The sequence below is a fragment of the Ensifer sp. ENS02 genome (genome assembly GCF_014851885.1).
Taxonomy (GTDB): Bacteria; Pseudomonadota; Alphaproteobacteria; order Rhizobiales; family Rhizobiaceae; genus Ensifer; species Ensifer adhaerens.
The window spans coordinates 174,324-190,442 of record NZ_JACVAO010000012.1; the positions used below are offsets into that span (position 1 = coordinate 174,324).

A 16,119-nucleotide genomic window follows, 5' to 3' on the forward strand; every position below is an offset into this window, starting at 1 on the left:
CTTCGAGTTGCTGTTAGTGTCGCCTGCGTCAGGAGCCGTCGTCGTGATGCTTCCGGCCCTAATGTCGCGCATGGGATGATCTGATCGGTGCAAGCAGTAAAGCATCGTCGCAATGAGACACCGATCTGGCCAAGCCTAACGCTTGCTCTCATCCTCCATGCGTTCGCCGTGTCGGTGCTTTTCCTCCTCCCGTCACCGCGGCCACCTGTTCCGAGCCCGGACGAGGGGATCGCCGTTCAGATACTGGAATTGCCGCTCCCACGCCCTGAGGTGGTGCAGCCCGTGCTCGGACCGCAAAATGCGCCGCCCGTCGCGCATTCCGTCCCGGAGACGGCGCCTGCCGCGGAAACAGCCACGCTGCCGCCGGCTGCCCAGCCGATGGTGCAAGCGAAGCGGTTCTTCTCGGCGGCGATACTGGCTGATCCACGCAGCAGACAGGCGCTGGAAGGGCTGTCACAGCTCGCCGCCGATGAACAGATTGTCCAGCTCTGCAATCTCGAGGCGATGGAGCAGGTTCATCGCTGGCGCGTTGACTTTACCCCCGACCTGCTCGTCGCCTACGCCACGTCGGATATCGTTTTGGCTGGGCGGAACCTCCGTGCGGATGGCGCCGCCTTTCGCAGCAAGGGTCGCTGGTTCAATATCAAGTTTGGCTGCGCCGTGGCGCCGGATATCAAAAGCGTCGCCGCATTTGAGTTTCAGGTTGGTGACGAAATTCCGGAAAGTGAGTGGGAGGCAAATTTCCTCTCCGCTGGCGCCGCAGCCCACTGATCGTGGCCATCGATCGAAGTCCGTTCCCTGCGCCCTTTGGCGAAGGACGTGACGAGAAGCAGGCTGCGGAGCCGGATCACGCCGGGGCCGTTCCGCCTTTGGCGTGGCCTGCGCGGCAGCAGTGCTTCAGTTGCTTGCCAGATCCGCAGGGGCAGGGGTCGTTGCCGCGCAGTTGCAGACGACCAACAAGCGGCAAGAGCGCTGCGGAGGGAAGGAGGCCCGCCATCAGGATTGCCAGCCTGGCGGAAATGCCGGGAATGACCAGCCGCCGACGCGCCTTGAAGCCGCGCCAGGCGCATTTTGCCACGTATTCCGGAGTGGCTTTCGGGAGCGCCTTGAACAAGGCAGCCCTGTTGGCGCCGGATTTTTCGAGGAACTCGGTCGATACCGGTCCCGGCGCAACGCAGGTCACGGTTACGCCCGTCCTTCGCGTCTCCTGGTATAGCGCCTCGGAGAACGAACGAACGAAGGCTTTGCTCCCATAATACATTGCCATGTACGGGCCGGGCGTAAAACTCGCGACCGAGGCTAGATTGATGACGCCGCCGCGGCCGCGCGCGACCATGCCCGGCAACAGGTGCAAAGTCAGGGCCGCAAGCGCACGCACATTGACGTCGATCATACCAATCTGGTCGGCAATCGGCAAAGCGGTCGCCGCGCCCCGCAGGCCATAGCCGGCACTGTTGACAAGAACGTCGCAGACGAGGCCTTCGCGCGAAAGAAATTCGTCGAGAATGCGCGTGGCATCGGGCGCGGCAAGATCGACCGGCAGGGAGAATGCCTCGCCGCCCGCCTGTTCGATCGCGGCTTGCACGACGTGCAAGCTTTCGATGGATCGCGCGACCAGAACGACCGGCGCGCCGTCTCGTGCGGCAAGCTCTGCAATTGCCCTGCCTATGCCCCGGGACGCTCCGACAACGACAATGGCGGGTCGTGGTGACTGCTGCGATGTCATGCCGATGGCTCCGGCGTAGCGATTGGCGGCTGGTCGAGTTCGGAAAGCTCTGCCACCTCGTCGGCGATTTCGCCGTTCAATATTTCCTCGAAACGAGCCAGGGCTCGCGCGACATTGGCGCCGTCCATGACACGGTGGTCATAGTGGATCCTGACCGTGACCGATCCGTCGTCACCGATCGGCCCATAGTTGAAGATGGTCGTCAAAGGCGTCAGCGGATTAAGCGACTCCGCACCCAGGCCGGAATAGACCGACAATTGGAAGGTGCCGAAGCGGTGGCCGCGCTGGCGCCCCATGTTCAGGCTGAGCCACATCAGCAGCCGCCGCAACGGCGCGGGCAGGCGTGCAATCTTCAACGCCCGCCGGAATTCCCTGATCTCGAGCACGGGGCGGGACCGGGCCTCCTGGAGCAGGGCGCTCAATTCGGCAAGGGACCGCCTCTCGGGTTGCTTGATCGTGCTGAGAAGGACGACCCGTTCGCCTTCGTGCTCGCGCTCGTGCGCCACGGACGCGATGCTTCCGGGATACTCATAGAGTTGCGGTCTCGGAAGCTTGACATAAGCCCGGCGAAACTCGGGTGTCTCCATCGAGAGTAACCCGTAACCCTTGAGAAACAACACCATCCACGAAGGCCGGTCAGGTCGGCCTGCCCGGGCTTTGTGCAACGCGCTGATGTCCATCTGCCGTTGCACCGTGACCCGCGGCACGCCGATGGAAAATCGCATCAGATCGCCGACGAGGCGTCGTGCGGCGGAAAGCTTGATCGGTCGGCCGCGCATAGTGCCACCTCTAATAGATATAGGGTATAATTCGCTTCGTCCTGTCCATGTAAGCGCGATATTCGGGCCCGAAGAATTCCAGCATCAGGCGCTCCTCCTTGCTTACACGCAGGAAGAAAAGCACAGCGAAGCCAAGGACACCCACGAGGCCAGCCACCCAGTTCGACAGCAGAAACAGCTGGCCAACGCCCATGAGCAGGAAACTGGTGTACATCGGATGGCGCACGAGGGCGTAAGGGCCCCCGCAGATCAACTGATGTTTTTCGCGAATTTCCAGCGAGATCGACCAGTTTCGGCCGAGTTCCTTGTGGGTGCGGCGGAACGTCCATAGAGCCAAGGCGAAGATGACGCCGCCAAGACCCACCGACCATGGGCGCCCCGTATAGTCGGCGAAAGCGGGGATTCCCGTTGCAACATACAATCCGGGCAAAATCGCAAGGCCCGCCAACGCAGCGGCCAGACCGATCGTATCGCTCGCCGAGCGACGACTGCTCATCACCCGCACGCGCTTTGCCCGGCGCTCAAAGGGATAACGGATAACGTACCAGGCAATGATGCCTATGACCCAGACGATTTCGCCAATGGAAGCGACAGACATGTTCACGTTGTTTCACTCAAGCTCTTTTGCTGCAGGGTTCGATCACCGAAGCGGCAAGCGTAGGTGAGACTGCCACGCGCCGCCTCGACCTGACAAGGTACCGAAACGTCGACGGCCAGCCGATACCCATAATCAGCAGCCAAGGGTGGTGATGGCAGCCGATGATGGCGCAAGCGGTCCTTGTTGACCGTTCGGAGGGGTGCGCGTGTTCTTTCAGCCTATCCGCCGTTCATCTCGCGTAGTCTCGTGATGAACTGCTGGGGCCTGAGCCAGATGCCTGGTGTCTTGTAGCCCATGGAGCGGGCGATGTCGGCGACGAAAGCGTTGCAGTTGTAGATTGACGCCTGCCAGAAGCGGGCTTCGGACTTGAGCTTTCGGATCTTGGCAACGACGTCGCGATACTCCGCTTCCGTCAACATGACGCGCCAGCTCGCGGACCTGTACTGTTCCTCCAGATCACCGTCACTGGCGCCAGTTTCGGCCGGCACCGGCAAAACGTGACCAATTACATAGGGAGCGGTATCGTTTGTCGCTGGGGCAAGCCCCGCAACTTCTGGATTGACCATTGCTCCAGACTTGCTGAGCCGGCCAAAAATTACGTAGGAGTGACCGTAACTGAGGGCATAACGAGAGCGGAACTCAATGAAATAGCCCTGATCGCGCTGTTGTGACGTTGTGCCCGCGTAGCTTGAGACGAATCGCGGCTGAGGGCCCTTGTCCTGCGATTGACACGCCGTAACCGCGATTGCGGCCAGGACGGCGAACGAAATACGACCTCGTGAACGAGTCATTTCTGCGCGATGTCTCCCAAATTCTGATCAGGCTGCGAAGGTGCGACTGGTGGATTTCGATTCGCGCCGCGAAATGTGGCCAAGCCGGCCACGGTCAGACAGGGCGGGAAGGACTGTGAGGTCCTCCCCGAACTAAGGTCAGTGACTATTTGTAAACGGGCGCTGGTTCTTCAGCCACCGGTGGTGGCGCCTTGCCTTTGCCTTTACCGATTGTCCCGCAAGCGGCGAGGCTGGCCACGGAAAGCAACGCAACTGTCACGATTAGAATTCGGCTCATCAATATTTCCTTTCCTCTGTTGTCGGAATGGTTATTCGAAGGCTACATTCATAGTATTACCGGCAATTCGAGATTCGTCCTAGTGCAGAAATAACACGCTCGTTGGTCGGTTTATCGTTACCGAAGTTTAAATAATCCATCAAAGCGTGCTGGGCCCTACTCCAATGTCAAACTCAGATAGAGTACGGCTTCAAATGATCAATACCGAAGTTCCAATCGGTGTCCGTGCGTATAGGTCGACGATGTCCTCGTTGGTGAGGCGGATGCAGCCGTTGGAAACGGCTTGCCCTATTGTCCAGGGCGCATTTGTACCGTGGAGCCGGAACTTGGTGTCCTGTCCATTGCGATAAAGGTATAGAGCCGACGCCCCTAGCGGGTTGTGAGGGCCGCCTGTAACGCCACCGGCGTATTGCGCCAATTCCGGCTTGCGTCGGATCATGCTTGCCGTCGGTGTCCATGTCGGCCATTCCGCCTTTCGACCGACAACTGCCCGCCCCTTGAGGGTTAGGCCTTCTTCTCCGACGCCGATTCCGTAGCGCATCGCCCATCCACCACTTTCGATCGAGTAGAGGTAGCGTTGCGATGTGTCGACAAGGATCGTTCCGGCCGGCTCGTTGCCGTCATATCGGACGTGCCGTTTTCGGTAGCGACGATCAACGCCCGGGGTGCCGCCGTATAGGGACGGAAAGGAGACGCCTTGCCAAGTTGAACTGCATCCCGCCAACAAGCCAAGGCTGCCGATTAACAGGAGTCTCCGTGTAATGCGGTGATTGTCCATCTTTACCTGCTGAGAAAAATGGTACGCCCCGAATCTTTCTAGCATTACAATATTGCCTGGCCAAGTTCCAATGAATCAAGTGAGGCTTGCAAGCAGATAATCAGATGACGCTTAATATTTTTTCTGCGTCCCAGGGGATGAACGAAAAGGATTGTATATCTGGAACGAGAGGATGGGTGTGATGCATGGATTGGATTAAAATTTGCTGCGATTCTTGTGTGTAGTTGCATCAGCCAGGTTGGAAGATCGGGGCCCGATGTGCGCCCATGAAATGACTTGCGATGTCGTGCACGCTCGACGGGTCGAAACATGTAAATTAGGAATGGCAGCATGAATTTAGGCTTCGCTGGCAAGGTAGCGCTCGTGACTGGCGCGGGTTCGGGAATTGGCGCAGCCGTGTGTCGGCAACTCGCTGCCGAGGGGGCAGAAGTGGTGGCTGCCGACGTCGACGCTGAGGGCGCGCGCAACATCGTTGCGGAGCTTCGCGCGAAGGGGGGCGCAGCCCACGACGTTGCCGTCGATGTTGCTGACGCTGCCGCCGTGGAAAAGCTGGTTGCCTTCGCTGTTAAGACCTGCGGCGGTCTGCATCTGGCGGTCAACAATGCCGGCGTCGATGGGGTCCGCAAGGCGACCGCCGACTATCCAGTTGATGGCTGGCACGCATTGATGAATGTGAACCTGCACGGCGTCTTCTATTGTATGAAGTACGAGATCGCGGCCATGGTCGCTCAGGGCGGGGGTGCCATCGTCAATACCTCTTCCATTCTGGGCGCTGTCGCTCTGCCGGCCGCAGCCGCCTACACGGCCGCCAAGCATGCAGTGGTTGGGCTGACGAAGGCTGCTGCAATCGAATATGCCCGAACGGGAATTCGTATCAATGCCGTGGCGCCTGGTTGGATCGACACGCCGCTCTCGGCGGAAAATGCTGACGTGGCAAAAAACAGGCGCATGATGTCTCTGCAGCCGATGGGTCGTCTCGGTACGCCGGATGAGGTTGCTGCCCTGATCTGTTTCCTGTTGTCCGAGCAGGCGAGTTTCATCACCGGGAGCGTTCATCTCGTTGACGGCGCCTACACCGCTCACTAACGGGCGGCGTATTCACTCTTTAGATCACCTCCCTATGGTTCTAGGCACGTAGATGCGCGCGTCCGGCATCGCGCTGCGGCTTGTTGCGACGCGGAAATAAAAACGTTTTTATTTTTCTTGAAAACGTTTTTATTGGCTGTTACCTCTATGTTCAGGAGAGGTCGAGGCCTGGGAGGGTGCATGGCGACTGAGATGCACAGGGCGCGGCGCACGCCGACGCCGACGATCAAGACCCTGGCCGAGATGACGGGCTATTCCATCGCAACGATCTCGAAGGCCTTGCGCGAATCCCCGGTGGTCGCGCCGGCGACAAGAGACATCATTTACAAGGCAGCCCGTGAGGTCGGCTATCAGGCCAACGCCCGCGGCATGGCGCTTCGCACCGGCAAGAGCTTTCAGGCCGCAGTGCTGATGCCGGTGACTGCGGCACGCGACTATGAATGGGACGGCGTCGAATACACCCAGACCCTCAGCGGCATCAGCCAGGCACTCGATGGCACCGACTACCGCATGTCGGTGCACGTGATCCGCGACGCGGCCGATGGCGCGGACGCGGCGCGCCGCATCGTCGATCAGGGGCTTGCCGATGGCCTGATCTTCTCCGGTATTCTCGCCGATGACCCGCGCATCGATCTGCTCGTCGCTGAGGATTTCCCGTTCGTCTCGATGGGGCGCTGCCGCGGGGATCTCAACTATGCCCATGTCGACATCGACAACGAATGGGCAGCGCATGCGGCGACCGCGCGGCTGATCGCCGGCGGCCACCGGCGGATCGCGCTCGTCAATCCGGAGCGGCGGCTTTCCTACGCGCTCGACAGGATCGACGGTTTCGTCCGGGCGTTTCGCGAGGCCGGCCTGGAAGCCCCGATGGATCTGATTGCCGAAGGCGACCTCTCGACCCATTTCGGCCGGCAGACGGTGATCGATTTCCTGCAGCTCGACGACGCTCCGACCGCCTTCGTCTGCATCAACGAATCCACCACGCTCGGCGTGCTCTCGGGGCTCGGCAGCCTCGGACGCCAGGTCGGCGTCGATGTTGACGTCATCGCCTATGACGACATCAACGTCAGCGCCTACTTCACGCCGCCGATCACGACTTTCTATCAGCCGATCGAGGTGCTCGGTCGCACGCTCGGGCAATTCCTGCTGCGCCGTATGGAGGGGGAGGACCCTGGGGTGTTGCGGCAGGTCTTCAGGCCGACACTGATCGCGCGCCAGCCCGATAATCTCGGTGGCCGCCTGATCCAAAGTTAATCATCCAAGGAGGAGAACCATGAAGAAACTGATGATTGCCCTGGCTGTAGCAGCCCTTGCTTCGAGCGTGTCCCACGCCGCCGATCTCGGCGGCAAACTGCTGAAGGTCGGATCCGACACGACCTCGCCGCCGATGGAGAGCATCGATCCGGCAACCGGACAGGTGGTCGGTTTCGATGTCGACGTGGTCAATGCCGTCTGCGCCAAGATCAACTGCCAGGCCGAATTCATCACGACCGGCTGGGACGGCATCTTCGCAGCCCTCGACCAGGGCAGCTTCGACCTCGTCGCCTCCGGCGTCTCGATCACTGAGGAACGCAAGAAGGCGATGGATTTTTCCGATCCCTACATCGTCAACAGCCAGGCTGTGCTCATGCGCGCTGACGACCAGGGCATCACGCTCGACGCGTTCAAGAATGCCGGCAGAAAGCTTTCCGCCCAGGCAAACACGACGGACGCCCAAGTCGCTGAAAGCGTCGTCGGCAAGGAGAACGTCGCTGCTTACGACACGTTCAGCGCCGCGATCATCGCGTTGAAAAACAAGGATGTCGACGGCGTCGTCATCAACGGCGCCAATGCGGCTGCCTACGAGCGCGAGTTCGCCGGCGAGCTCGTCGTTGCAATCAAGGACCTCGAATCCGATCCGCTCGGCCTCGTCTTCCGCAAGGGCGACGAGAATGTTGCGGCTTTCAACGAAGGCCTGAAGATGATCAAGGACGACGGCACGCTCGACCAGCTGATCAGCAAATACTGGGGCCTTAAGTAAGCCCAGAGTGCCGATCGGGCCCGGAGCATGCTCCGGGTCCTCCGTCTGTCTAATCTATGCCCCCGGAGGAATGAATGTCGTTCCTGAGAAGCGTGCGTCCGAGCAATCTGATCATCCTGACCGCGCTGCCCTTCATCATCTATCTGTTTATTTCCTCCGGCGACTATCAGCGCTCGCTGCGGGCGATCCTCGGTGTCGAAAACGGTTCGTCGGCCTTCGTGCCTGGCTTTCTGGCGCTGGCGATCGCATTTACTTCGGGCATCGCGGTGCTCGTATTCTCGCGCGCCAAGGCGCCGCGTCCGCGCCTCGCCAATGTGGCGGCGCTGCTCAATCTCGCTGCCGCCGCCGTTCTCGTTATCGGCCACAGTATCCATCCCTTCATCGCGTCCGTCGTCGCCAATGGCGTCGATCCGTTCAAGTCGACATTGATCGCAAAGGGCGTGACGCCGCGGCAATTGACCGAGGCTGCGGATCTCATGGTGCAGGGCGTCGAGGCCTGGCTGTTTCCCGCCTATCTGGGGGTCACGCTGATTGGTCTTGGTCTTCATTTCTGGAGCAGACGTCCCGATGCTCCTCCTGACGGAAGGTCGCGCCGCATCGCGCGCTGGATCATCGGCCTCGTCAACGGTGCGGGTCTCGTCTTCATCTTCTTCTTCGCCCATATCGCCTTTGCGGCCGGTGTGGCGACCACCATCCGCGCGGCGATCGCAGCTTATATCCTGGCGGCGCTCATGGGCCTTGTCTGGGTTGGGCTGTTGCAACTGCACTCGACGGTGAGGACCAGCCTCTATTTTGCGATCGCCACCCTGGTGCTGGCGGTTGCGGCCGGCTGGTTCCTCATGCAGCCGCGCGACACCTACGTGCTCGCCGGCACGCTGGACGGCAAGGTCGGCATCATCACCAATACGCCGGCGGGGCTCATCAGCGCCGTGCGTTTCGGTCAGTATGACGGCGCGCCGCAGACGGAAACGCCGGTCCGCACCTTCGTCGGCCCGACCGAGGCGCTGGCGTCGATCGCCAAGGGCGAGGGCGTTTCCGGGGCCTTGCTGCCGGCTGCCTCCGCTCCGGCAGACATGCCGGTCCTGTGGAAGACCGAGGCGCTCAACGACCGCGACCGTGCCGCCGGTGTCACCGTCGCCGTGCTTGCGATCATCCTTGGCCTTCTCACTTTCGGCGGCTATCTGCACCAGCGCCATCCTCTGGCGATCGGCTCGGAGTTCATCGTCGATACGATCCGCGGCATTCCGATGCTGGTGATCGTGCTTTATGTCGGCCTGCCCTTGAGCGGGGCGCTGAAGGACGCGACGCAAGGGGTGCTCGACCCGCCAAACCTGATGCGCGGCATCGTCGCGATGGCACTCGCCTATTCGGCCTATCTCGCCGAAATCTTCCGCTCGGGCATCAATGCGATCCCGGTCGGCCAGGTCGAAGCGGCGCGCAGCATCGGCCTCAACCGTTGGCAGACGGCGCGTCTCGTCGTGCTGCCGCAGGCTTTCCGCATCATCATCCCGCCGCTTGGCAACGAACTGATCGCGATCCTCAAGGACACGTCGCTGCTTTCGATCCTGTCGATCCGCGACATCACCCAGCGCATGCGGGAGTTCCAGTCGGCAAGCTTCCTGCCGTTCGCGCCCTATAACTCGGCGGCGATCTTCTACATCTTTCTGACGTTGGCGGCGGCCAGCCTCGTCAACATGATCGAGCGGAAATATGACATCAAGCACCGCTAGGCCCCGCACGGTTCTGATCACGGGCGCCTCCCGCGGGCTCGGCGCAGAACTCGCGCGGCTTTACGCCGAAGACGGCTGGCGGGTGATCGCCTGCCAGCGGGGACCGGTCGCGAGCGAAGGTTCGGCGGATCGGTTGGTGCTGGACGTTGCCGATCCCGCATCGATCGAGGCTCTCGGTCAGTCGCTGCAAGGCGTCGCGATCGATCTGCTGATCAACAATGCGGCCGTGCGCGGCGATACCGGCGGCCTCGCGACGCTTGAACCGGGCGAGTTTCTCGATGTTATGCGCGTCAATGCGCTGGCGCCGCTGCTGGTGACGCGGGCGCTCCTTGCGAACCTGCGCGCCGGCGAACATCGCGTCGTCGCCAATATCAGCAGCCGCGCCGGCTCCCTTGCCGAAGGCACGCTCGACGATGATGACGGCGACTATGCCTATCGCTGCTCCAAGGCGGCCCTGAACATGGCGACGGTCAAGCTGGCGCAGGATCTGAAGGGCGACGGGATTTCCGTCGTCTCGCTGCATCCTGGTTGGGTGCAGACGGATATGGGCGGCAGCGAAGCCGTCGTTTCGGTGGCGACAAGTGCTGCCGGGCTGAAGGCGATCATCGACGGCACAGGTTTGGCCGATAGCGGCAGTTTCCGCGCCTATGACGGGCGCCGGGTTTCGTGGTGACAGGACAGTGAAATGGCAGACAGAGATTTGAGAACCGAGCAGGAATTGGCAACGATCCGGATCTGGCTCATTGAGACCTACGGCATCGAGGCAAGCCTCTCGCCGCTGCAGGGCGAGCACGATCTCAACTATCGTGTCTCGGCTGCCGATGGCCAGGAGTATCTGTTGAAGCTGCACGCTGCCGGCGATGCGGACGAACTCGAGATGCAGATTGCGGTGCTCGAACACATCGCCGCCAAGGATTCGGGGCTGCCGATCTCACGGACGTTTCGCGATCGCTCGGGTGGCGTCACCAGCAAGATCGAACTTCGAGGCTCGCGCACCGCACGGCTGCTCGCCTGGCTGCCCGGCGATATCTGGGCGAAGGCGCCGCTTCGCGACATGGCGAGCGCCGAAAGCCTCGGGCGCCTGCTCGCCGGTCTTGACCGCGGCCTCGAAGATTTCTCCCATGCGGGCGCCCAGCGGCTCTATGCCTGGGACATCGGCCGCGCCGACATGCACGCTTGCCATGTTGAACTGATCGACGGCGCCGACAAGCGGGAAGCGGTTCAGGCGATCCTCGAGCACTTTTCTTCGACGGTCCTTCCGCGTCTTGCCTCCTGCCCGAAGCAGGTCATTCACAACGACGCCAACGACTACAACGTGCTGCTCGACAAGGATGGCGTTGTCAGCGGCTTGCTCGACTTCGGTGATATGGTCGAGACCTGGCGCGTGATCGAGATCGCCGTCGCCTCTGCCTATGCGCTGATCGGGTCTCCCGATCCGGTCGGCATGGTTGCAGCCCTTGCCGGCGCCTACCATCAGGTCAATCCGTTAAGCGAGGCGGAAGTCGACCTGGTCTTCGATCTGGTCAAGACCCGCTATGCAGTCAGCATGTGCATGGCGGCAAAGCAGATCCGGGACAATCCTGAGAATACCTATCTGCTCGTCAGCCAGGAGGATGTCTGGCGCGAGCTCAATCGCCTGCAGGGCGAAAACCGCGCAATCGCCATCGCGCGCATCCGCGATGCCTGCGGCTTTGCGCCGATCCCGCATGCCGCTGCCGTGGTTCGCTGGCTCGAAAAGAACGCGCATGACTTCGCGCCGATCGTTCGGCCCTCGGTCAAAAAGCCGAAGGTGACGGTGTTCGATTTCTCCGCCGCCGGCCCGGAGGCCGCGCGATGGTCAAGCCTCGATGCGGCGGAAGCTGAAGCCCGCATCATGGCCCAGATCGGCAGCGAAGGCGCCGCCTTCGGCATCGGCCTCTACGGCGAGGATCGCGGGATCTACCAGGGCGACGCCTATGAGACAGCGATCGAAGGCGCGCGGCGCTCGGTGCATCTCGGCGTCGACATCTTCGCGCCGGCGGGCGAGCCGGTCTCGGCACCCTTCGCCGGCAAGGTCGCCTATATACACGACGACGCGGTTGCCTTTGGTTTCGGTCCGACCGTACTTCTCGAGCACGAGGTCGAAGGCGGTCTGCGCTTCTGGACGCTCTACGCTCATCTTTCGCGCAACAGCGTTGCCAAGCTCGCCAAGGGGCAGGCGATCGCCAAGGGCGAGGTTTTTGCCGCCTTCGGTTCCGCTGACGAAAACGGCAACTGGGCGCCGCATCTGCATTTCCAGATCGTCACCGATCATCTCGGTCTCGCCGGACAGATGCATGGCGTCGGCGTGCGCGATCAATGGCAGGTCTGGCGCGAAGTGAGCCCGGACCCGAGCGTCGTGCTTGGCCTTTCGGTGCCGGTCTCTGTGATCGTCCCGCGCGACAAGGCCTTTCTTGTGCGTGAACGCCATCGTCGCATTGGTCGGTCGCTGAGCATCGCCTATAGCGCGACACCCTTGAAGATCGTCGGTGGCGAGGGCGCGCATCTGATCGACGAGGACGGCACGCGCTGGCTCGACATGGTCAACAATGTCTGCCACGTCGGCCATTGCCACCCGCGCGTCGTCAAGGCCGCACAGGCGCAGATGCAGCGGCTGAACACCAATTCGCGCTACCTGCACGATTCGCTGGTCGAATATTCCCGCAGGCTCGCCGCGCAGTTTCCGGATCCGCTCAACGTCTGCTTCTTCGTCAATTCCGGCAGCGAGGCGAACGACCTCGCGATCCGGCTGGCGCGTGCCTATACCGGCAATCGCGACATCATCACCGTCGACCACGCCTATCACGGCCACCTGTCGAGCCTGATCGACGTCAGCCCCTACAAGTTCGCCGGCAAGGGCGGGGAGGGGCAGGCGTTGCATGTGAGGGTCGCCGAGATGCCGGACCTCTATCGCGGGCGCTATCGCTATGGTGACGCGGATGCGGGCCGGAAATATGCCGAGGATGTGCGCAGCCAGGTTGCGGTTCTTGCTGCCGATGGTCGCCGCCCGGCGCTTTTCTTCAGCGAAGGCATTCTTGGGACCGGTGGGCAATTGTCGCTTCCGGAAAGGTATCTGCGCGAAGCCTATGCGCATGTGCGCGCCGCCGGCGGCCTCTGCCTCGCCGACGAGGTACAGGTGGGCTTCGGCCGCGTGGGCAGCCACATGTGGGCGCATGAACTCCAGGGCGTCGTGCCTGACATCGTCACCATGGGCAAGCCGATAGGCAACGGCCACCCGATGGCGGCCGTCGTCACGACCGAAGCGATCGCGGCCTCCTTTGCCAACGGCATGGAGTATTTCAACACCTTCGGAGGCAATCCGGTCTCGGCCGAGATCGGCCTTGCCGTGCTCGATGTCATCCGCGACGAGCGGCTAATGAACCATTGCCGCGTCGTCGGTGACAGGCTGATGGACGGGGCGCGGACGCTCGCCGGCAAACACGCGATCATCGGTGATGTCAGAGGCCGCGGCCTCTTCAACGGCATCGAACTGGTGCGCGACCGCGAGACGCTGGAGCCGGCAGCGCCCGAGCTTGATTTCGTCATTGCCGAGATGAAGCGCAAGCACCGCATTCTCTTGAGCAGCGAGGGACCGCACCACAATGTGCTGAAGGTGAAGCCGCCGGCGCCCTTCAGCGCCGAGGATTGCGACCGCTTCCTCGATGCGCTGGACGATACGCTTCAGCGTCTAAGCGTCTGAGACAAAAGACCAAAAACGGCCGCCTCCGGGCGGCCGTTTTGTCATTGCTCTCTGCTCTCAACAGCAAAATCGGATCGATGCGATTTTCCGCTTTACAAGAGAGTTAAACGTTTTTATCGTGCATATAAACGTTTAACTTGGCACTGCAACTCGGCCGTTGGCCGCAGCAGTGCTCCGCCGGCAGGGAGGGCCCGTTGGCAGCGATCCGCATCGACAATTTGCGCAAAGGCTTTGGTTCGCTCGAAGTCTTGAAGGGTATCAACCTCGATATCGCCGACGGCGAGTTCGTCTGCTTCCTCGGTCCGTCCGGCTGCGGCAAGAGCACGCTGCTGCGCTCGATCGCCGGCCTCGAGGATCTCGACGGCGGCTCGATCCATCTCGGCGATCGCGATATCACCGACGTCGCTTCGGCCAAGCGCGACATCGCCATGGTCTTCCAGAACTACGCGCTTTATCCGCACATGAACGTGCGCAAGAACCTGTCCTTCGGTCTGGCGCTGAACGGCATGAAACGCGACGAGATCGACCGCCGCGTCGAGAGCGCTGCCGACATCCTGCGCATCAAGGAACTGCTGGCCCGCAAGCCGCGCCAGCTTTCCGGCGGCCAGCGCCAGCGGGTGGCGATCGGCCGCGCGATCGTGCGTGAGCCAAAGCTCTTCCTGCTCGACGAGCCGCTGTCGAACCTCGACGCGGGCCTGCGCGTCACCATGCGCGTCGAACTTGCGGCGCTGCATGAACGTCTCGGCGTGACGATGATCTATGTGACCCACGACCAGGTGGAAGCGATGACGCTGTCCGATCGTGTCGTTGTGCTCGACAAGGGCAAGGTCAGCCAGTTCGGTACGCCGCTCGAACTCTTCTATCAGCCGGCCAACTTGTTCGTCGCCGGCTTCATCGGCTCGCCGCGCATGAACTTCGTGACCACCGAAGTGACGTCGCAGGTCGATACGGCGGTGACGCTCAACGGCGGTGGTCTCGCCCATCCGCTCACGCTCGAAATGCTCTCGGCCGCACCGGTCGCCAAGCCCAAGTCGGTGACGCTCGGCATTCGCCCGGACAAGATCGAGCTGGTTTCGGCCGAGGAGGGTCACCTCGTCGGCGACGTGCGCCTCGTCGAGCGGCTCGGCACGGAAAGCCACGTCCATATCAGCCTTCAGAATGGTGGCGACATGACCGCGGTCGTGCGCGGCACGCATCCGGTTTCCGCCCGCGAGCGCGTGCATCTGCGTCTGCCGGCCGAGCATTGCCATCTGTTCGACGGCGATGGCCAGGCGGTTGCCCGACGTCTCGATGGCGAGACGCAGGCGCTCATCAATCAGGAAAAGGCAAAGCGGGTCGCGTAACCCGAAGGAGGAGGAGAAACATGCTCAACAGGAAGTCGATCATCGGCTCGCTGATGGTTCTGGCAATAGCTGGAGCCGCCACGGCTCGCGCAGAAGAGACCTTGCGTTTTGCGACCTGGGACACGGACGAAAGCCTGGCGATCCAGCAGGAAATCGCCAAGAAGTTCGAGGAAAAGCACCCGGGCGTGAAGGTTCAGGTCGAGCCCTATGCCGACGGTTACGATCAGAAGCTGATCGCCGCCTTCGGCGCCGGCAACCCGCCTGACGTCATGTATATGTGGAACTTTCCGCAATATTACACGTCGCTGAAGCCGCTCGACGATCTGATCGCCAAGGACGCGGCCGAGATCAAGCCGGACGATTTCCCGAAGGGCCTGATGAACACGGTTCGTGTCGAAGGCAAGACCTACGGCATGCCGTCGGGCTTCACCACCCAGGTGGTGTTCTACAACAAGGACATGTTCGCCAAGGCCGGCGTCGAGGAACCGAAGGACGGCTGGACCTGGGACGACCTGCGCGCCAAGGCTGCCAAGTTCCGCGACGAGCCAAACAAGGTCTATGGCTTTGCCGTCGACGCCAAGCCCGACCCTTATGATTTCGAGCAGTTCCTCTGGTCGAACGGCACCAAGTACATTTCCGACGATGGCAAAAAGATCGACGGCTACATGAACAGCGACGCCGCCGCCCAAGTCCTCGACATGTTCGGCGACATGGCCAAGAAGCAGGAAGCGATCACGCTGAACCTCGGCGACGACACGTCGGGCAGCACGCTGTTCAAGGGCGGCAAGATCGCGATGTTCCAGAGCGCCATGTGGTCGAAGTCCGGCATCGATGCATCCGGCATCAAGTATGGCGTAGCACCACTGCCGAAGTTCGGCGACAAGACCGCCCACTCGGCGCTCGGCGTTTCGGCGATCTCGATCGCCAAGGATGCGGCCCATCCGGACCTCGCCTGGGAATTCGTCAAGTTCTTCTCCTCGCCGGAAGCGGTTGCCATGCGCATCAACGACCTGCCGGTGCGCACCAGCGTTGCGGAAGAAAAGGGCATGACCAAGGACCCGATCTACAAGCCGTTCTTCGACATTCTCGCGACCTCCAACACCGAAACCCATGCGTTCCTGAAGAACGCCAACTGGGGCAAGGTCCAGGACAATCTCGCTCGCGCCATCGAGGCGACGATGATCGACCAGGGCAATGCCAAGCAGCATCTCGACGAGGCGGTTGCCCGCTCGAAGCGGCTGATCAAGTAAGACAAGGGAGCCCGGGGAGATGG

14 protein-coding genes and 1 pseudogene are annotated in these 16,119 nt (G+C 61.7%); 9 read left to right on the top strand and 6 right to left on the bottom strand.

Annotation, left to right across the window (positions count from 1 at the left end; genetic code table 11):
* Nucleotides 1-87 precede the first annotated feature (87 nt).
* On the top strand, nucleotides 88-771 hold the full coding sequence (locus IB262_RS36725) for a DUF930 domain-containing protein (RefSeq protein WP_250806467.1): 684 nt from the start codon (nucleotides 88-90) through the stop codon (nucleotides 769-771).
* 76 nt (nucleotides 772-847) lie between these two features.
* On the opposite strand, the gene IB262_RS25045 is transcribed toward IB262_RS36725, so the two are convergent.
* The 6 genes from IB262_RS25045 to IB262_RS25065 form a co-directional block, all read right to left on the bottom strand.
* A complete protein-coding gene (locus tag IB262_RS25045) occupies nucleotides 848-1,726 on the bottom strand; it encodes an SDR family NAD(P)-dependent oxidoreductase (protein WP_113136210.1) in 879 nt (292 codons plus the stop codon).
* Entirely contained in the window at nucleotides 1,723-2,505 is a 783-nt protein-coding gene (locus IB262_RS25050) for a hypothetical protein (RefSeq protein ID WP_051659711.1), read from the bottom strand. Before IB262_RS25050 ends, IB262_RS25045 begins: the two co-directional genes overlap by 4 nt.
* A 10-nt stretch (nucleotides 2,506-2,515) precedes the next feature.
* On the bottom strand, nucleotides 2,516-3,103 hold the full coding sequence (locus tag IB262_RS25055) for a protein-S-isoprenylcysteine O-methyltransferase (RefSeq protein WP_034805804.1): 588 nt from the start codon (nucleotides 3,101-3,103) through the stop codon (nucleotides 2,516-2,518).
* Nucleotides 3,104-3,321: 218 nt separating this feature from the next.
* Nucleotides 3,322-3,894 (bottom strand): hypothetical protein, encoded by a 573-nt coding sequence (locus tag IB262_RS25060; RefSeq protein WP_060581005.1) that lies wholly within the window; start codon nucleotides 3,892-3,894, stop codon nucleotides 3,322-3,324.
* Between the two features lie 145 nt (nucleotides 3,895-4,039).
* The gene (locus tag IB262_RS36035) at nucleotides 4,040-4,171 is read right to left on the bottom strand and encodes an ABC transporter (RefSeq protein WP_077963089.1); all 132 of its coding nucleotides are present in this window, start codon (nucleotides 4,169-4,171) and stop codon (nucleotides 4,040-4,042) included.
* Between the two features lie 190 nt (nucleotides 4,172-4,361).
* Nucleotides 4,362-4,949, bottom strand: coding sequence for a L,D-transpeptidase (locus IB262_RS25065; protein ID WP_060530487.1), 588 nt, complete (start codon nucleotides 4,947-4,949; stop codon nucleotides 4,362-4,364).
* Nucleotides 4,950-5,279: 330 nt separating this feature from the next.
* Here IB262_RS25065 and IB262_RS25070 point away from each other — a divergent pair, with 330 nt between their 5' ends.
* The 8 genes and pseudogenes from IB262_RS25070 to IB262_RS25105 all read left to right on the top strand — a co-directional run bounded on the left by IB262_RS25070 (nucleotide 5,280) and on the right by IB262_RS25105 (nucleotide 16,096).
* Entirely contained in the window at nucleotides 5,280-6,035 is a 756-nt protein-coding gene (locus IB262_RS25070) for an SDR family oxidoreductase (protein WP_034805810.1), read from the top strand.
* A 180-nt stretch (nucleotides 6,036-6,215) separates the two neighbouring features.
* Nucleotides 6,216-7,289, top strand: coding sequence for a LacI family DNA-binding transcriptional regulator (locus tag IB262_RS25075; protein WP_234824450.1), 1,074 nt, complete (start codon nucleotides 6,216-6,218; stop codon nucleotides 7,287-7,289).
* A 19-nt stretch (nucleotides 7,290-7,308) separates the two neighbouring features.
* The gene (locus IB262_RS25080; protein WP_034805816.1) at nucleotides 7,309-8,055 is read left to right on the top strand and encodes a transporter substrate-binding domain-containing protein; all 747 of its coding nucleotides are present in this window, start codon (nucleotides 7,309-7,311) and stop codon (nucleotides 8,053-8,055) included.
* A gap of 74 nt (nucleotides 8,056-8,129) precedes the next feature.
* Nucleotides 8,130-9,785, top strand: a complete 1,656-nt coding sequence (locus IB262_RS25085; RefSeq protein ID WP_060530453.1) for an amino acid ABC transporter permease — start codon at nucleotides 8,130-8,132, stop codon at nucleotides 9,783-9,785.
* On the top strand, nucleotides 9,766-10,458 hold the full coding sequence (locus IB262_RS25090; RefSeq protein WP_112985489.1) for an SDR family oxidoreductase: 693 nt from the start codon (nucleotides 9,766-9,768) through the stop codon (nucleotides 10,456-10,458). Before IB262_RS25085 ends, IB262_RS25090 begins: the two co-directional genes overlap by 20 nt.
* Nucleotides 10,459-10,470: 12 nt before the next feature.
* On the top strand, nucleotides 10,471-13,503 hold the full coding sequence (locus IB262_RS25095; RefSeq protein WP_192493942.1) for an aminotransferase class III-fold pyridoxal phosphate-dependent enzyme: 3,033 nt from the start codon (nucleotides 10,471-10,473) through the stop codon (nucleotides 13,501-13,503).
* 194 nt (nucleotides 13,504-13,697) lie between these two features.
* Nucleotides 13,698-14,871 (top strand): annotated as a pseudogene (gene ugpC, locus IB262_RS25100) (sn-glycerol-3-phosphate ABC transporter ATP-binding protein UgpC); the annotation flags it as partial.
* Nucleotides 14,867-16,096 (top strand): sugar ABC transporter substrate-binding protein, encoded by a 1,230-nt coding sequence (locus IB262_RS25105; RefSeq protein WP_112985487.1) that lies wholly within the window; start codon nucleotides 14,867-14,869, stop codon nucleotides 16,094-16,096. The pseudogene ugpC and the gene IB262_RS25105, both read left to right, overlap by 5 nt.
* The last annotated feature ends 23 nt before the right edge of the window (nucleotides 16,097-16,119 follow it).